Raw genomic sequence first — 16231 nt, 5'->3', positions numbered from 1 at the left:
GCGCCGAGCCGTGCGGGGTGTCGCGCGCGGGGCCCCTGGTCGGTACGGCGAGCGGCTTCCGGCCCGCCTGCCGTCCGCCGGCTCTCGTGGCCGTTCATCGCTCGTCGGCTGTCGCCGCCGCCGGTCGTCCGCCGACTGCCGACTGCCGACTGCCGACTGCCGGGAACCGGTAACCGAGTGCTGTTCCCTGACTGCCGGTTACCGGTTTCGACAGCCGTCGACCACTGCCCAGGCGCGTATCCGTGCAGTGCCCGGGACATCCAGGCCTCGATTTCGTAGGCTGTCGGTCGCCGTTCGCCACCCCCACCGCGCCCCGCAGAGGACCGGATGCAGACTCATGGAATTGTCAAGTACCTGACACCGACAGCCGTGGTTCTCACGCTGCTGACCCCGGCGCCGGCCGCGGTCGCCGCCGCCCCGGTCGCCGTCGTCTCCGAGGTCCCCGCCGAGGCCACTGCCCCGGCGGCCGACACCTGGCAGCCGCCCCTGTCCACCCGGGGCCGCTACATCGTCGACGCCCAGGGGCAGCGCTTCCGCCTGAAGTCGGCCAACTGGGACGGCGCCCAGGGCTCCTGGTCAGGAAGCGGCAGTACCGCCGATCCCGCGAACCACCACGCCGGCCAGAACTCCTCCGGCATCCCACTCGGCCTGGACCGCGCCCCGCTGTCCGCGCTGCTCGCCGACTTCCACCGGCTCGGCATCAACAGCATCCGGCTGCCGTTCTCCAACGAGATGATCCACACGACGGCCCAGGTGCCGGACGCCGCGGTCGCGGCCAACCCCCAGCTGCGCGGCAGGACGCCGCTGCAGATCTACGACGCCGTCGTGGCCGCCCTCACGCAGGACGGGTTCGCGGTCATCCTCAACAACCACACCAACACCTCCCGGTGGTGCTGCGGTGTGGACGGCAACGAACGCTGGAACAGCAGCCAGTCCATCACGCAGTGGACGGACGACTGGGTCCACATGTCCCGCCGTTACGCCGCCAACGCCCGTGTCGTGGGCGCGGATCTGTACAACGAGGTACGCCGTGACGTACTGGACGACCCCAACTGGGGACTCGGCGACGGACACGACTGGTACGCCGCGGCCCAACTCGCGGCGGACCGCATCCTCACCGAGGGCAACCCCGACCTGCTCATCGTCGTCGAAGGCATCAACTGGACCGGTGTGCCCGTGGACGGGCTGCCGCACGAGCGCCCCACCCTCGCTCCCGTCCGCACGCTTTCGCACACCCTCCTGGACGCGCACAAGCTGGTCTACTCCGCCCACTTCTACGGCTACACCGGCCCCAGGCACAGCGGTGCCACCGGGATCGGCGAGACCCACGACCCGCGTTACCAGGACCTGACCCGCGACCAGCTGTTCCAGGCTCTCACCGACCAGGCCTTCTTCGTGACCACGGAAGGACAGCACTACACCGCGCCCGTGTGGATCAGCGAGTTCGGCATCGGCGCCCAGGAGACCGGCGCCGCCGCCCGCACCTGGTTCGGCAACCTCACCGACTACTTCGCCGACCACGACGCCGACTTCGCCTACTGGCCCCTGGTCGGCTGGGAGGGACACGACGACTGGGCGCTGCTGCGTTACGACACCGCGGGGCGGCGGTACGGCATCCTCGACCAGGCCGACTGGCGCGGCGCCGCCTGGAACCACCTCATGACCTCCGAGACCCGCACCGGGCTCGTCCCGCCGGTGCCCCTCAGGCGCATGCTCACCACGGATCACGGCGACTCCGTGCAGTCCCGGCTGGTACGGGCCGGCGGGGACTGGGATCCGGGGGCTTCCAAGGCCGCGTGCCCCGACGGCCTCCGGCTGATCGGCCTCAGCCACGCCGGCGGCCGGGGGCTGTGCACCGATACGTCCGGCGGTGATGCGCGGGCCCCGGGCGACGCGCAGACGGTCGTCACGGACGAACGGTACGTCCCGCCAGGCGGCGACTGGGCCGACGGCTACACCAAACTCCAGTGCCCCACAGGGCAGTTCCTCATCGGTTACGGCCGCCGTGGTGAGCGCGTGTCGGCGGCGCTGTGCGTGCCCGGCCGCAGCTCGCTGGGCCGGACCGGACGGACCGTCTGGTTCGACCGGTCCGACAACCGTCCCGTCGACGACAACGGCGGCGACTTCGCCCAGGGCCAGTACAAGGGACAGTGCGCCGCCGACGAGTACGCCGCCGGCGTCGCCTTCACGACCCGGATCGGCAGCACGCCGGGCCCGGCCGCCCTGCTGTGCGTCCCACTGCGGCCCTGAACACCGCGCCCAACCGGCCCCTCCCGCCCCTCCGTTGCCGACGCGGACGCTCTTTCGTCCCGGAACCTGCGCGAAAGTGTCCGTGATCGGTAACAGGTGGATCCCATCGTGTCTTTTTCCCGTCCTGACAGTCGCATGGGATCCGCGAACGCACGGGATCCACGGACACGACGAGAACAGGGCAGACATGGCGCGGCATGGCGGGCGGGGATGGTACGGCCGGGTACTCGCGGCGGCGGTCGGCGTGACGGCGGTGGCCGCCGTCACCTCGGTATGGACCGCGCAGGCCGGTCCCGTCGGCGCAGGGCAGGCGGGAGCGGGTGCCCCTGCGCACCCTTCCGCCGCGGCTTCGGCCCCCGCCCGGGTGTCGGTGGACATCGCCCACGCCTCGGACCACGGCGCCCGCGGCGTCAACATCACCATCGACGACGGCCCTGACCCCTCCTGGACGCCGCAGATCCTTCAGGTGCTGCGGGAGAACGGGGTGAAGGCGACCTTCTGCATGGTGGGCACACAGGCCAAGGCCCACCCGGATCTGGTCAAGGCGGTGGTGGCGGACGGGCACCGGCTGTGCGACCACACGGTTTCGCACGACACCACCATGGACAAGAAGCCGGACTCCTACCAGTCCCAGCAGATCCTGGACGCCGAGCGGATGATCACCGAGGCCTCCGGGGGTGTCCGGCCGCAGTACTACCGGGCCCCGGGCGGTGCCTTCACCCCGTACAGCCGCGACCTCGCCGCCTCCCACGGGATGCGGCCGCTGGGCTGGAACGTCGACACCAAGGACTTCGAGCGGCCGGGCACCGCCGCCATCGTCGCCGCCGTCAAGAACGAGGTGTCCAACGGCCCGACGATCCTCTTCCACGACGCGGGCGGGGACCGCTCACAGACGGTGGCGGCCCTGCGCGAGGTGCTGCCGTGGCTGCGGCAGCAGGGGTACTCCTTCGGCTTCCCGGTGCGCTGAGTACGGGTTCACTCCACTCGCCGCTTGTCCTCGTCGCTCCAGGCCCGGGTGTCCCGGGGCTGGACGTAGGGTTCCTCGTCCTGGGGCAGCCCGCCGGCGACGGCGCGCTGCCGGGCCAGCTCGGCGTCGAACTCCAGGCCGAGCAGGATCGCGATGTTGCTGATCCACAGCCACACCAGGAAGACGATCACTCCCGCGAGCGTGCCGTAGGTCTTGTTGTACGAGCCGAAGTTGGCCACGTAGAAGGCGAAGCCCGCTGAGGCGACCAGCCACATGACCAGCGCCAGCACGCTCCCGGGCGTGACCCACCGCAAGCCGCGGCCCCGGACGTTCGGCGTCGCCCAGTACAGCAGGGCGATCATGATCGTGACCAGCACCACCAGCACGGGCCACTTCGCGATGGACCACACGTTCAGCGCCGTGTCCCCGATACCCAGCGCGGCGCCGGCCTGACGGGCCAGACCGCCGGTGAACACGACGATCAGCGCGCTGGCGACCGCGAGTACCAGAAGCACCACCGTCACCCCCACCCGCAGCGGCAGCACCTTCCACACCGGCCGCCCCTCAGGTATGTCGTACACCGCGTTGGCACTGCGGATGAAGGCGGCGGTGTAACCGGAGGCCGACCACACCGCCAGCACGAGACCGACGACCGCCATGAGCGAGCCGACGCCGCCCCGGCCCTGCAACTGCTGCACCGCGTCGCTGATGATGTCCCGGGCCGACCCCGGCGCCACCTTCCGGAGGTTGTCCAGCACCTCGTCGGTCGCCGACTTCCCGGCCAGCCCCAGGAGCGACACCAGCACCAGGAGAGCCGGGAACAGCGACAGCACGCCGTAATACGTCAGTGCCGCTGCCCGGTCCGTCAGCTCGTCGTCCTTGAACTCCCGCAGCGTGCCCTTCAGCACGGCCGACCAGGACCGCTTCGGCAACTTCCCCGGCCCGTCCGGCGCCCGCCGCTCCACCCGCTCGTCCGGCCCCACGGTCTGCTCACGCCCGGACTCCGGCGACGTGGCGTCGTCGGAGCCAGATTTCGATGTTCCTGCCATGACACCGGAGTAACCGCGACGGGCCACTCCATTCATCGACCGGGCCGGCAAACGGAATTGGGGTGGTGCGCGGACGCACCGGACGTGGGACGGCCCGGATCAGCGGTCGGCGTCGGCGCGGCGTGAGGTGCACGTGCGCCGGTTGCCGTACCGGCGGGCCAGCGCGTGGAAGGCCTCCTTCGGTTCCCAGTGCCAGCCGTACTCCGGATGACCGGGGCGATTCTGGACGGTCCTGGTGATGGCGTAGGAGGCCATGTCGAGGTCGTAGCGGGGGTTGTCGGCGCGGTGCGGGGCATCCGGAGTGACGAACTCGAAGGCCATCGCCGCGTACAGTCCCATCGTCTCGAAGGCGTCGAGGAGCGCGGTGACGTAGTCGGCCTGGGTGCGTTCACTGCGGACCAGGTGGCCCTTGATCTCCTCGGGGTCCTTGTCGTGGTCGACGACGTCCCATCCCATGCCGCCGGTGTCCGGGGCCCCCACGTACGCGCACGTGCCGAACTCGGTGATGGCCAGCGGCTTGCCCCACCGCAGGTGGCGGCGCAGTTCCTGCACGTGGCCGGCCGGGCGCGGGAAGGAGGAGTAGTAGTCGATGCCGACGACGTCGAACAGGGACCAGTCGACCTGGTCGTCCTGTGCGGCGGCGTAGGACAGCCGGCCGTGGAAGACCGAGCGGCCGGTCTTGGCCGCCCGGGCCGTGAAGGCGTCCAGGCGCCGCTGCATGGCCACGGGGTCGTAGGTCCCGTTCATGAGGTTGCGTACCCGCTCCAGGACCGTCTCCCCCGGCACGATGCCGGGCACGAACAGCCAGAACTCGCAGCCCACGCTGAAGTCGACGCTCGCGCCCTGTCCGCGCAGCCGCTGCGCGACCCGGCCGGTCTCCGCGAGGTGCTCGAGGATGTCCCGTGCCGGGACGTCGCCCAGCGTGGGCTGCAGCCAGATGTGCAGGCCGTGTTCGGCTGCCTCGGCCGCGGTCGCCGCGAGGCGTTCCACGCCGTCGCCCGTGACGTCGACCGTGTCGGCGTGCAGGTCGCGGCGGATGGCGCGGAGGTCGGCCCGCATCCGCTCGGCGTTCCACCCGGTGGCCGGGCTCTCGCCCTCCCCCACGGTGTAGACGACACCCCTGCGCCGCAGCCCGCGTCGCCGCTCCGTGGCGTGTGCCCGTGCCGCCGGCCCGAGCGCGGCCGCGGCGCCGAGCGCCGCCGTCCCGGCCAGGAACCCGGCCCGACTGATCCGATTCGTCTGCTCCATGCCCCCACCGTGCTGGAGCGGGGTGGCGGGCGCAGTCGGCCGATGGTCTGGATCCGCGCGACGAAGGTCGGTGAAGGGGGCGGTGACTCCGGTCGCTTCGGCGCCGGGCACGCGTCCGAAGGACATCGCCCATCGTACGTCCCGCCCCGGCCCAGGCCCCCGTCGCCACCGCCACCGCCACCACCTCAGCCACCGCCGCCACCTCAGCCTCAGCCGAGCCGCAGCCTCAGCCTCAGCCGCAGCCGCAGCCGCAGCCGCAGGATCAGATACAGATTCAGGCGACCGTGGCCTGCCCGTACGGCACCAGTCGTACCGGACCCACGAGACCGTAGTCCTGCCGGGCGACGGCGCCGAAGACCGCCGGCTGGGCGACCCGGAGTCGGTTGACGAGGGGGATCGCCACCTCCACCTCGATCACGTTGCGGCCGCGCCGGAGCAGGGAACCGACGTCGACGACCTGGCGGAGACGGTCGAGCGGCGGGGCGCCGATACCGTTGACGGTGACGCGGGCGGTGTCGGAGACCTGGCCGAGTTCCAGGTGGGCGCCGTGGGAGGAGGTCCAGTCGGGCGGCAGGTCGACGGCCGTCCGGTAGCGGCCGATGCCCGCGGAGTCCGCCAGTTCGGGGATCCGCGACCAGGGCAGCAGAGCGTCGAGGGTCAGCGTGCGGTGCACGTGTTCGGTCCGGGTCGGGGAGGATCCGGGGCGCCAGTCGTCGACGTCCAGCTGCCAGTGGCCCGGGGTGATGGGGGCGGGTACGGACGGGATGACCGTGGTGACCGTACGGCCCGAGGACAGTCGTGTCGTACAGGTGCCCGCCTCGTTCGAACGGACCGTCAGAGTCCGTCCGCTGAACAGCACTTCGGACGCTTCCGTGGCGACGACGTGCGGCCGCGCGCCGTTCCGGTCGCCGAAGAGGCCCGGACGCCCCAGGGCGACGATCATCACCTGACCGGGCCGAAGGGCGACCCGCAGGGTGACCTCGCCGTCCTCCTCGGTGTACCGGGCGATCCGGGTGGCCTCGCCCGTCCACGGGTCCAGCAGATAGGGGATCGTCGTCCCGCCCCGGCTCCGGCGGGTGTGGCGCAGCGTCACCTCGTGGTCGATGGCGGCCACGGCCGGTTTGACCGTCTCCGCGTGCTTGCCGTTGCAGAGGTAGTAGAAGTCGGCGTCGTGGGTGACGCGGTGGGCGTTCAGGAGGGTGGAGGCGGTGGCGTGGCGTACGTCCGGGGTGATTCCCAGCCCGGTGAGGGCGTCGCCCACGGCGGCCTTGTCGGTGATCCGGGTGACGTGGGGCAGGGCGAGCAGACGGGTGAGGAGCTCGCGCAGCCGGTCGGTCTCGCCGTCGTCGGGGACGCCCGGGGTGAGCGGCTGGTCGAAGGCGCCCAGCAGGACGACCGGCAGCCCCGCCTCGGCCAGGGTCAGCAGCCGGCGGGCGTCGGCCGTGGCGAGAGTGGGGGTGGAGGAGTAGAAGAAGTCCCCCTCGACGAACAGGGCCTTGTAGGCCGGTCCGTTCGGGGCGAGCCGGCCGCCCGAGACGGTGGCGTTCGGCAGATCGAGCAGCGGACCGCTGAGGAACTGGTGGGACCAGCCGAGCGGCACGCCGGTCGCGGTGAACCAGGACGCGCCGATCCCGGTGGCGGCGTAACCGGTCTGCCGGAAGACGGCGACGTCGGCGCGGGCGGTACCGGCCTGCAGCACGCCGTGCACACGGCCGAGGTAGGTGGCGATGTCCGCCACGTGCTGCCAGCTGGGCTGCCGGGGTCCCCACGACTCGCCGTACCCCGGGCCGCCGTTGTAGGGGCTGAAGGCGGCGAAGCCGGGCCAGCTCACGCCGGGTGCGGTGGCGTAGGAGAAGCCGTGGACGACGGTCTGGTTGACGCCCGCCGCGTAGGCGCCGCCCATGGTGCGCAGGAAACGGTCCCAGGTGGTGCTGTACGCGCTGCCGTTGTAGGCGCCCGCCTCACAGGACAGCACCCTGTGGCCCGCCATGTCACGGCCGCCGGCGAGGCAGCGGAAGTCGTCGAGGTTCTTGAAGCCCAGGGATTCGCCCTCGGGGAGGTCGAGGAGCGCCGCGGACTCGATCGCGTCGGTCTGGAGGCCGTAGGGCTGGGCACGCAGACTCATGCCGAGGGAGTGGGCCCAGTCCCGCAGCGCGCTTACGTGGTGACGGTTGAACAGTTCCGAGAAGGTCTCCCAGAAGTCGTGTCTGATCTGCCGGGTCAGCTGCGCCTCGAAGGCGAACACCTGGTTGCCGCCGCTCAGGATCAGGGCCGGCAGGTAGGGCAGCAGGGGCCGGCCGGTGTGCTTGGCGAAGGCGTCCGGCAGGGTGGGTGTCCAGGTCAGGCCGTCCGTCTCGAGTTCCACGGAGTCCTCGAAGAAGGCGCCGCCCGCCGCCTTCAAGAGGCTGCGCAGGGTGGGGGTCAGCAGCTGCCGCTCCCAGAGTTCGGTGACGGCCGCGGTGCCCGCCGGGTCGAGGTGGTCGACCACGTAGGCGGCGGGCGCCGAGTGCGGCCCCGACTCGGGCTGTTGACCGCTGCCACGCGTCCAGTAGGAGATCAACACCCACTCCCCTGCCTCGGGCGCCGTCCAGGTCAGGGTGCCGTCCTCGGTGACGGTGGAGGTGAGGTCGAGGACGCTGGCCGGATCGAGGCCGGTCTCCTTGCGCGTGGCGTACGCGGGCTCGACGCGGGCGGCCTGCACGGCGAGGAGCCGCTGCCGGGTCACCCCTGCGGCGGGCGCGTGCACGGGCGGTGGCACCGGTCCCCGGAAGGTGGCTCCGCCGGTCAACGAGGCGCGGCCGTGGACGAGTTCCTTGGCTGCCGCCTCGTCGTCGGGGGTGACGCCGGGTACCGCGACGGGCCAGCTCGGGCCGAGGGTGAGGTCGATGGTGAGACCCCGTCTCGCGGCGCGGCGCAGCGCGGCCTCGACGCCGTCGCGCCACGGTCTGCTGCCCCAGCCGTGGTGCGCGGTGTCCAGGACCGACTTGTCCTTCACGCTGTGGTGGACGGCGGCGATCTCGGCTCCGCCGAATCCCGCGTCCGCGATCTGGTCGATCTCGCGTGCGATCTCGTCGGCGTTCACCAGACCGTCCGGCCACCACCAGCGGAACCTGGGTCGCACCTGGCGGGCGGGAACGGCGAACCAGTCGGCGGTGGCTCCCAGTACGCCGGCGGCGGACGGCGCCGCCGCGGCGGGCGTCCCGGACCCCAGGGCCACACCGATCCCGGCCGTGATGCCCACCGTCGCCCCCGCGGCGAGGACCGCCCGTCGTGACATTCCGTCGGCCTGCTCGACCGGTTCCCGCATGAGCGCTCCCAGGTGATCGTTCTCGGTCTGAATCGTTTCAATGCAACTCGACGCGGGAACGCTAAGCCTCGGGCCGGAGCAAGGTCAAGATGTCGGACGGATCAAGTCGGGTGAAGGAAATGGATGGTGAGGCAGGGTCAAGCCGATCCCGCGCAACCGCGGTTCTCGGCCCCGCGTCCGACGACGGGCGGGGGATCACGGTGGATCGCGGTGGTCACGGAAGCGATCAGCGGTCCTGAAACGGCCCGGCCCCCGGTGCGTTCACACACCGGGGGCCGACCTGCTGACCGCGACCTGGAAGGGTCAGATCCGGCCGCCCGTGAGCCGGGTGAGAGGACCGTGCGCCTGCCGGGCGGACCGACGGCCCACGGCGTACGAGGCGGCGGTCAGCGCGGACACCCCGGCACCCACACCGGCGGCGATCAGCTTCCGGTTCGCGATGACCGTCCAAGCCGTCTTGGCGGTCGCGGCGACCTGGCCCGACGTCGCGACGATCGCCTGGCGGCTCGCCTCGACGCCCCGCGAGGCGCTCTGCGCGGCACTCTGCACGGCACCGGTCGTCACCTCGGCCGAGCGCTGGACGCCGGCCCTGGTGGCCGAGGCGGCGCCGTCCGTCTTCGTCGCGGCGTTCTTCGCCGCCCGGGCCGCCGGAGCGGTCGCCTTGTCCGCGGTGTGCCGGGCCTTGGACGCGGTCACCCGCTCGGCTGCGGACTCTTCATTCGTCTTCCTGTTCGGTTCACTCATGGACAACGCGTTGCCGCTCACCGCGACGGCAAACCCGTTCGGCCGGGCAACGTGGACGAATGAGCCCTCTGAACGAGATCGGCGATCAATTGCCCACCGGTCACGGTCGGGTCGTCCTTGTGCGCCTCCCATCGTCCGAACGTCTCCGCGGCCGCCTCGGCGAACACGGGAGGTACGCCCACTCCTTGGCAGGCCCGGGCGACTCAGGCATCTCCCGCTCCCAGCGCCATGCCGGCGGCCGGCCTCTGCCCGTGCCGTCAACCGGTCGGCCCGGACGGGTGCGACAGCGGGCGGCCCGGCTGCCCGGGCGGCGGAAGCGCGATCACGGCGGGGTGGAGACCTCCTTCCTCGGCATCGCCGAACTGGCCGCACTGGCCGCACTGGCCGATCCGGCCGATCCGGGCGAACCGGGCTGACCGGGCGGACCGGGCGGACCGGGCGGACCGGGCGGACCGACCGGGCTGCCGGAAGGTCCCTCCGCCGTCGTCGTGATCGATGTGGTGCGGGCTTTCACCACGACTGCCTGGGCTTTCGCCCGGGGCGCCCAACAGGTCGTGCCGGCCAGGTCGTTGGCGGGCGCCCTCGCTCTGAAGGCCCGTCACCCCGACTGGGTGTCGGTGAAGACGGCCCGCCCGCGCCCGGCTTCGACACGGTCAGCTCCCCCGGCCGCCTGCGCTCACTCGACCTCCGGCCGCACCCTGCTGCTGAAGACCACGAACGGCACGGCCGGGGCCCTGGCCGCCCGGAACGCCCCGCTGGTGCTGTGCGCCGGCTTCACCGTGGCCGCGGCGACCGCCCGCGCGCTCGCGGCACACCGAGTGCGGCGGGTGACCTTCGTGATCACCGGTGACGAAGGGCTGGCCGAGGAGGACCTGGCCTGTGCCCAGTACATCGCCGGTCTGGCCGCCGGTTCGGCTCCCGACGCCGAGCGCTGCCTCCGGCGCGCGGCCCGTCCGGCCCGTGCCGCCGAGATGACCGAGGGCCTGCGGCACGGGTACCCGGGCCTCCACCCGGACGACGTCCCGCTCTGCCTGGAAGCCGACCGATTCCCGTTCGCCATGAGAGCCACTCCGGCCAGCCCCGGAGGAGCCGGAGGAGGAGCCGGAGGAGGAGCCGGAGGAGGAGCCGGAGGAGGAGCCGGAGGAGGAGCCGGAGAAACCGGAGCACATGCTCCTCCGGCCGCATCATGTGTGACCATCGCTCGGGCGTGTGTCAGACGCCGCCACCCGGGACCGAGCCGCCCTTGAGGCGTTCCAGGTCCGAGGGGCGGACCTGGATCACCACGATCGCGATCAGGGCAGCCAGGACGGTGAAGATCGCCGCCATGACGAAGGATGCCGAGACACCGGCGGTGAGCACCTCGTCGGACCACGGGGCGGGAAGTTGGCCGGTTCGCTGGAAGCGCAGGCGTTCGACGGGGGTCGCCTGGGCCAGGAAGTCGGGGACCTGCTTGGCCGCCTCGTTGCGGCTGGCCGTGCCGTACATCGTGACCAGGATGGACAGCCCGAGCGAACCACCCACCTGCTGGGTGGCGTTGAGGAGTCCGGAGGCCGCGCCGGTCTCCAGCGGGGACACGTTGGAGAGCGCCATCAGCGTGAGGGAGACGAACTCCATGCCCATACCCAGGCTGAAGACGAGCATCGGGCCGAGGACACTGCCCGCGTAGGTGGAGTCCACGTCGGTCAGGGTCAGCCAGGACAGCCCGCCCGCCGCGAGGAGCGCGCCCACCACCATGAAGGGCTTGGGGCCGAACGTGGGAAGGAACCGTGAGGCCAGTCCGGCGCCGACCGCGATGACCGCGCTGACCGGCAGAAAGGCGAAGCCGGCCGCGAGCGGGCTGAAGCCGAGCACGTTCTGCACGAAGAGCGTGAGGAAGAAGAACATGCCGAAGATCGCCGCGGCCAGACACAGCATGATGCCGTACGTGCCCGCCCGGTTGCGGTCGGCGAACATGTGCAGCGGCGTGATCGGTTGCCGGGAGCGCCGCTCGACCATGATGAACACCGCGAGGACGACGACGGCCGCGACGAACGAGGCGATGGTGAGCGTGTCCCGCCACCCTTCCTGCGCGGCTCTGATGAACCCGTACACCAGCAGCACCATGCCCACGGTCGAGGTCAGCGCGCCGGCGATGTCGAAGTGGCCGGGGTGGCGTTCGGATTCCTGGATGAAGCGGGGCGTGGCGAGGGCGATGAGCAGTCCGATGGGAACGTTGACGAACAGCACCCATCGCCAGTTCAGGTACTCGACGAGGATGCCGCCCGCGAGCAGACCGATGGCCCCGCCGCCCGCCGAGACGGCGGCGAAGACGCCGAACGCCCGGTTGCGCTCGGGCCCTTCCCGGAACGTGGTGCTGACCAGGGAGAGGGCGGTCGGGGACGCGATGGCGCCGCCGACGCCCTGCAGGGCGCGTGCGGCGAGGAGTTGGGCCTCGTTCTGGGCGAGTCCGCCGAGCAGGGAGGCGAGCACGAAGAGCAGCACTCCGAAGACGAACACCCGCCGTCTGCCGAGGATGTCGCCGACCCGGCCGCCGAGCAGCAGAAGGCCGCCGAAGGTGAGGGTGTAGGCGTTGACCACCCACGCCAGGCTGGTGGTGGAGAAGTCCAGGGAGCGCTGGATGTCCGGCAGCGCGATGTTCACGATGGTGATGTCCAGGACCACCATCAGTTGGCACGACGCGATGACCAACAGCGCCATGGCCTTGTTCCCACCATCCTGTCGGGCGGTGGTTCGGGGCGCTGAGGTCGGCTGCGGAAGGCTGCTCATGACGTGTCGCCCGCTCGGGAGCGGGCCCTGGGAGAGGTCAGTGGACGAGGCGTCCACTGTCGGGTCCACCGTTAGACGCTACGCCCGTGGCCGGACCGTCACCACTCGAGCAGTGCGGGCCGGTGCGCGGCGGCGGATGACCGTGCCGTGCCAGGACTCCCCCGTCGTCCTGGCACGGCCCCGGGCGTCGCGGCTGTGCGCCGCGGTGATCACCAGGATGCGGGAGCGGAGGACGGCGTGTCGTTGGCGGACGGTCCACATCTGCTTGGCGATGCGTCCACCGACGCGGCCGGGGAGGAGACGTTCCGCGCCAGCGCCTGTTCGCGCAGTGCGCTGGGCGGATGGCCGTAGGCGGTGCGGAACGCCCGGGTGAACTCGGCGGCGCGGGGGAAGCCCCAGCGGGCGCCGACGGCGTGGATGGGCAGGTCGCGCAGCCGGGGGTCGGCGAGGTCGCGATGGGCGTTCGTCAGTCGCTGTTCGCGGATGTAGGAGGCGACGGTGAGGCCTTCGGCCTGGAAGAGGCGGTACAGGTAGCTGCGGGAGACGTGGTGCGCGGCGGCGATCGCGGCGGGCGTCAGGTCCGGGTCGGCCAGGTGACGGCGGACGAACGTCTTGATGTGGAGGGTGAGGGTTCGGTCGCGGGTCTCGGGCGGGAGCCGGAGGTCGGCGTCCACGGCGTGTCCGAAGACGGCCGTGACCAGGTCCGTGGCGACCGTGCCCAGCCGGGGCCCGTCCGAGGGCTGGTAGGAGGCGGTGTCCGCGACGAGTTGGAGGAGGAACTGCGCCAGCAGTGCGCCGACGCCCTCGCGGCCCGATACGCGGCGCCCGATGACCTGGTCGGCGCGGTGTCCGGGCACTGCCACCAGGGATCGCGGGAGCTCGACGGCGACGAGGGTGACCGGGTCGGGGCCGGTGACGATCTCGTAGGACCGGGAGGAGGAGTTGGTGTGGAAGTCGTTGATCCGGTAGGCCGCCCGGTGTCTGCCCCAGTCGGCCGCTCCCTCGCCCTTCAGCAGGAGGGACAGGTGGTAACTCTCGGGGTCGGACTGGCGGATGAGTTTCGGTGTGCGGCGGAAGACCAGGTGGTCGAAGGTCGCCGACCACATCACGACGTCACCGAGTTCGATCACCCGCTGGTGGCCGTGGTAGTCGGCGATGTGGTCGCTGGCCAGCTGCATGGGCGCGTGGGTGCGGCCCATGCGCTCCGCCCACGCCTCGAACCGGGCGCCCACCGGCAGGTCCGTGGTGCGGAAGACCGACTCGTGCAACACGGACGTAGTCAACCACACCGGTACCACAGCCCTGTGGGCAGCGGTCGGGTCAGCCCAGGTGGGCGGTGTCGACGGTGACGGAGTCGGTCTCGGAGGCGGTGACGGTGATGTAGCCGGGATCGCCGTTGCGGTCGAGGTAGCACATGGCGTAACCGACGGAGACCGCCGCCTCCCGTACCGGGCTCTCGGCGACTGCCTTCCGGCAGCCCTCCGCCGTGGGCACCCCGGACGAACCCCAGGTGGCCAGTTTGCCGTTGGTGGACATCAGAAAGCCGCCCTGGAGGTAGAGGGCGTCGGTGCCGGCATCGGCGACCACGGGCGGTGTGGGGGTGAAGTCGTAGCCCTTGGGGGCTTTCTGACCCTCCGACCGCTCCATGACGAAGCCGCGCAGCAGGGTGGTCGAGGGCGAGGACGTCGAGTCGGGCAGAGCCGCACTGACCGCCGCGCCGCCTCCCCCGACCACCGCCACGGCGGTGACCGCGGCGATCAGCGGATGGGCGTACGCCATGCTGATCAGGGGCCCGATCACCGGGATCGAGAACTTCAACTGGGTGTTCTTCTGGGTGATCCTGGCGCTGCCGCTCGCGGTCGCCGTCTGGTTCGAGGAGTGGTGGGTGCCGGGCGGGGGCGGCACGGAGGCGTCGTCGCGGGAGCCGTGGTCGCGGGAGTCGTCGTCGCGGGAGCCTTGGTCGCGGGAGCCTTGGTCGCCGAGTCGGGCTCCGCGCGTGCGGTCGGTGTTCATGGCTCGGGACGCTAGCGACAGGCAACTCCGCGGTCTTGTTTTGTCAGAGATTGCCGCCAAAGGATCACTTACGGGCGTTCGCTGTGGTGCGTCTGATCACCGGTGTGAACGAAGTGAAGACTTCGGATTGCTACCGCCTTACTACTGGGCAGTCATATTACTGAAACGTAACCTACCGGCCGCTACCCGAGGTAACCCAACCCTCGCTACGGTCCTGACAGTTCGTCTAAGAGCGGTGCGGGGCAGCGGTGGACGACCGAGGCCCCGCGCCGCTCGGTCGTCACGGTCCGCAACCCCACCGGGCCGTCCGCCACCCGAGCCGCAGACGAAGGCTCGGCCTCCCACCTTTCCGGAGGTCCGCCATGCCCGCCCCCACCCGCCTGCTGGCCGCAGCCGTCACCGCTGCCGCCTGTCTCGGCGTCACCGCGGTACCCGCCGACGCGACCGTGCAGTCCGACGCCGTCGTCTCGCGCGGCGTCACCATACCCACGTTCTACAACCCGCCCGCCCCCCTTCCCGCGGCCGACGGCGCCCTGATCCGCTCCGAACCGCTGCCTCTGGCGCTGAGCCTGCCGGGCCTCCAGGGACCGCTGCCCGGCACGGCGACCCGCCTGATGTACAAGTCCACGGACTCGGCCGACCGCCCCATGGCGGTCACCGGCGCGTACATCGAACCGACGGCCCGCTGGACGGGCAGCGGACCGCGTCCGCTGGTCGCCGTGGCCCCCGGCACGATGGGCCAGGGCGACCAGTGCGCCGCCTCCCTCGGCCTCGAACACCCGCTCTCCGTCAACAGCCAGACGCTGTCCGTGGGTTACGAGGACCTGGCGATCTACCGGCTCCTCGCCCGGGGCATCGCCGTCGTGGTCACCGACTACACCGGACTGGGCGCGACCGACCGGCTGCACACCTACGTCAACCGGATCGACGAGGCGCACGCCGTCCTGGACGCCGTACGCGCCGCCCGTTCCCTCGACACCGCGTCGCTGACGGCCGGGTCCCGGGTGGCGCTGTACGGCTACAGCCAGGGCGGCGGGGCCACGGCGGCCGCCGCCGAACTCCAGCCCTCGTACGCCCCCGACGTCGCCCTCGCCGGGACCTACGCCGGGGCCCCGCCGGCCGACCTGGTCGCCGTCACCAAGGCCATCGACGGCAGCGACCTGGCCGGCGCGCTCGGCTGGTCGGTCAACGGCTTCCTGGAGTCCGATCCCGCCCTCGCGCCGATCGCCGAAGCCCACCTGAACGCGGTCGGCCGCGCCGCGCTCAAGGACCTCTCGACGATGTGCGTGGGCGACGCCCTGCTCTCCTACAACTCGGCGAACAGCACCGCCTGGACCACGGACGGGCGTTCCCTCAGCGACATCATCCAGTCCGAACCGGCTCTCAAGGCGTTCCTGGCCGACCAGCGCATCGGCACCCTCGAACCGACGTCCCCGGTGCGGGTGGCGACCGGCACCGCCGACGACCTGGTGCCGCACGCTCAGGCACGTGCCCTCGCCGTCGCGTGGTGCGCCAAGGGCGTCGACGTCACCTACAAGCCGGTGATCCTGCCGGGCCTCGGCCGGTCCCTGCTCAACCACGTCACACCCTTGCTCGTCGACCAGGGCGACGCGATCTCCTGGCTGACCGACCGGCTCGACGGCAGGCCTGCCACGTCCAACTGCGCCACTCTTCCGCTGCGGCCCTGACACGAGTCAACAGGCGGTGGCCGGTACGCGCAGTCCCGGCGTACCGGCCACCGCCGTGCCCCGGCCTGGGGCCCGGACCAGGCGCATGACGCAGTGTTCGGCTCGCAGTTCACGGTGCGGGCCACGTCGAGGTGCCGGGCCTGCCGGTGCCGGCGTCGCACCGGCCCGCCGGGCGGCCCGCGGCCGGGCCGTCGGGCGG

At 71.7% G+C, this 16231-nt stretch carries 12 protein-coding genes; 5 read left to right on the top strand and 7 right to left on the bottom strand.

Annotated features, from left to right (window positions below):
* Window positions 1-327: 327 nt before the first annotated feature.
* Entirely contained in the window at window positions 328-2250 is a 1923-nt protein-coding gene (locus tag ACFWBB_RS13310; RefSeq protein ID WP_385270256.1) for a glycoside hydrolase family 5 protein, read from the top strand.
* Window positions 2251-2437: 187 nt separating this feature from the next.
* The gene (locus ACFWBB_RS13305) at window positions 2438-3217 is read left to right on the top strand and encodes a polysaccharide deacetylase family protein (protein ID WP_385270254.1); all 780 of its coding nucleotides are present in this window, start codon (window positions 2438-2440) and stop codon (window positions 3215-3217) included.
* An 8-nt stretch (window positions 3218-3225) separates the two neighbouring features.
* Here the strand turns inward: ACFWBB_RS13305 and ACFWBB_RS13300 are convergent, their stop codons facing one another.
* From ACFWBB_RS13300 to ACFWBB_RS13285, 4 genes are all read right to left on the bottom strand, one after another.
* Entirely contained in the window at window positions 3226-4266 is a 1041-nt protein-coding gene (locus ACFWBB_RS13300) for a YihY/virulence factor BrkB family protein (protein ID WP_385270252.1), read from the bottom strand.
* Between the two features lie 99 nt (window positions 4267-4365).
* Complete coding sequence (locus ACFWBB_RS13295; RefSeq protein WP_385270251.1) at window positions 4366-5514, bottom strand: abortive phage infection protein; 1149 nt, start codon at window positions 5512-5514, stop codon at window positions 4366-4368.
* A gap of 274 nt (window positions 5515-5788) precedes the next feature.
* Complete coding sequence (locus tag ACFWBB_RS13290; protein ID WP_385270249.1) at window positions 5789-8821, bottom strand: glycosyl hydrolase; 3033 nt, start codon at window positions 8819-8821, stop codon at window positions 5789-5791.
* 303 nt (window positions 8822-9124) lie between these two features.
* The gene (locus tag ACFWBB_RS13285) at window positions 9125-9565 is read right to left on the bottom strand and encodes a hypothetical protein (RefSeq protein WP_385270247.1); all 441 of its coding nucleotides are present in this window, start codon (window positions 9563-9565) and stop codon (window positions 9125-9127) included.
* Window positions 9566-9816: 251 nt separating this feature from the next.
* On the opposite strand from ACFWBB_RS13285, the gene ACFWBB_RS13280 reads away from it, so the two are divergent.
* The gene (locus ACFWBB_RS13280) at window positions 9817-9981 is read left to right on the top strand and encodes a hypothetical protein (protein WP_385270245.1); all 165 of its coding nucleotides are present in this window, start codon (window positions 9817-9819) and stop codon (window positions 9979-9981) included.
* 72 nt (window positions 9982-10053) lie between these two features.
* The gene (locus ACFWBB_RS13275) at window positions 10054-10812 is read left to right on the top strand and encodes a 2-phosphosulfolactate phosphatase (protein ID WP_385270243.1); all 759 of its coding nucleotides are present in this window, start codon (window positions 10054-10056) and stop codon (window positions 10810-10812) included.
* Here the strand turns inward: ACFWBB_RS13275 and ACFWBB_RS13270 are convergent.
* The 3 genes from ACFWBB_RS13270 to ACFWBB_RS13260 all read right to left on the bottom strand — a co-directional run bounded on the left by ACFWBB_RS13270 (window position 10778) and on the right by ACFWBB_RS13260 (window position 14344).
* Window positions 10778-12262, bottom strand: coding sequence for an MFS transporter (locus tag ACFWBB_RS13270; protein WP_385270241.1), 1485 nt, complete (start codon window positions 12260-12262; stop codon window positions 10778-10780). The two genes, ACFWBB_RS13275 and ACFWBB_RS13270, sit on opposite strands and share 35 nt — an antisense overlap.
* Before the next feature lie 278 nt (window positions 12263-12540).
* Entirely contained in the window at window positions 12541-13602 is a 1062-nt protein-coding gene (locus tag ACFWBB_RS13265) for an AraC family transcriptional regulator (protein WP_385270239.1), read from the bottom strand.
* 49 nt (window positions 13603-13651) lie between these two features.
* A complete protein-coding gene (locus tag ACFWBB_RS13260) occupies window positions 13652-14344 on the bottom strand; it encodes a hypothetical protein (RefSeq protein ID WP_385270237.1) in 693 nt (230 codons plus the stop codon).
* Between the two features lie 362 nt (window positions 14345-14706).
* On the opposite strand from ACFWBB_RS13260, the gene ACFWBB_RS13255 reads away from it, so the two are divergent.
* Window positions 14707-16032, top strand: coding sequence for an alpha/beta fold hydrolase (locus tag ACFWBB_RS13255; protein ID WP_385270235.1), 1326 nt, complete (start codon window positions 14707-14709; stop codon window positions 16030-16032).
* Window positions 16033-16231: the final 199 nt, after the last annotated feature.

Source organism: Streptomyces sp. NPDC060000 (genome assembly GCF_042737375.1).
GTDB lineage: Bacteria > Actinomycetota > Actinomycetes > Streptomycetales > Streptomycetaceae > Streptomyces.
This window is presented reverse-complemented; position numbering and strand designations above follow the sequence as displayed.

Excerpts from the sequence above, each read along its gene's own strand:
- ACFWBB_RS13310 (WP_385270256.1), top strand. The coding sequence starts at position 328 with ATGCAGACTCATGGAATTGTCAAGTACCTGACACCGACAGCCGTGGTT.
- ACFWBB_RS13305 (WP_385270254.1), top strand. The coding sequence starts at position 2,438 with ATGGCGCGGCATGGCGGGCGGGGATGGTACGGCCGGGTACTCGCGGCG.
- ACFWBB_RS13300 (WP_385270252.1), bottom strand. The coding sequence starts at position 4,266 with ATGGCAGGAACATCGAAATCTGGCTCCGACGACGCCACGTCGCCGGAG.
- ACFWBB_RS13295 (WP_385270251.1), bottom strand. The coding sequence starts at position 5,514 with ATGGAGCAGACGAATCGGATCAGTCGGGCCGGGTTCCTGGCCGGGACG.
- ACFWBB_RS13290 (WP_385270249.1), bottom strand. The coding sequence starts at position 8,821 with ATGCGGGAACCGGTCGAGCAGGCCGACGGAATGTCACGACGGGCGGTC.
- ACFWBB_RS13285 (WP_385270247.1), bottom strand. The coding sequence starts at position 9,565 with ATGAGTGAACCGAACAGGAAGACGAATGAAGAGTCCGCAGCCGAGCGG.
- ACFWBB_RS13270 (WP_385270241.1), bottom strand. The coding sequence starts at position 12,262 with ATGGCGCTGTTGGTCATCGCGTCGTGCCAACTGATGGTGGTCCTGGAC.
- ACFWBB_RS13260 (WP_385270237.1), bottom strand. The coding sequence starts at position 14,344 with ATGAACACCGACCGCACGCGCGGAGCCCGACTCGGCGACCAAGGCTCC.
- ACFWBB_RS13255 (WP_385270235.1), top strand. The coding sequence starts at position 14,707 with ATGCCCGCCCCCACCCGCCTGCTGGCCGCAGCCGTCACCGCTGCCGCC.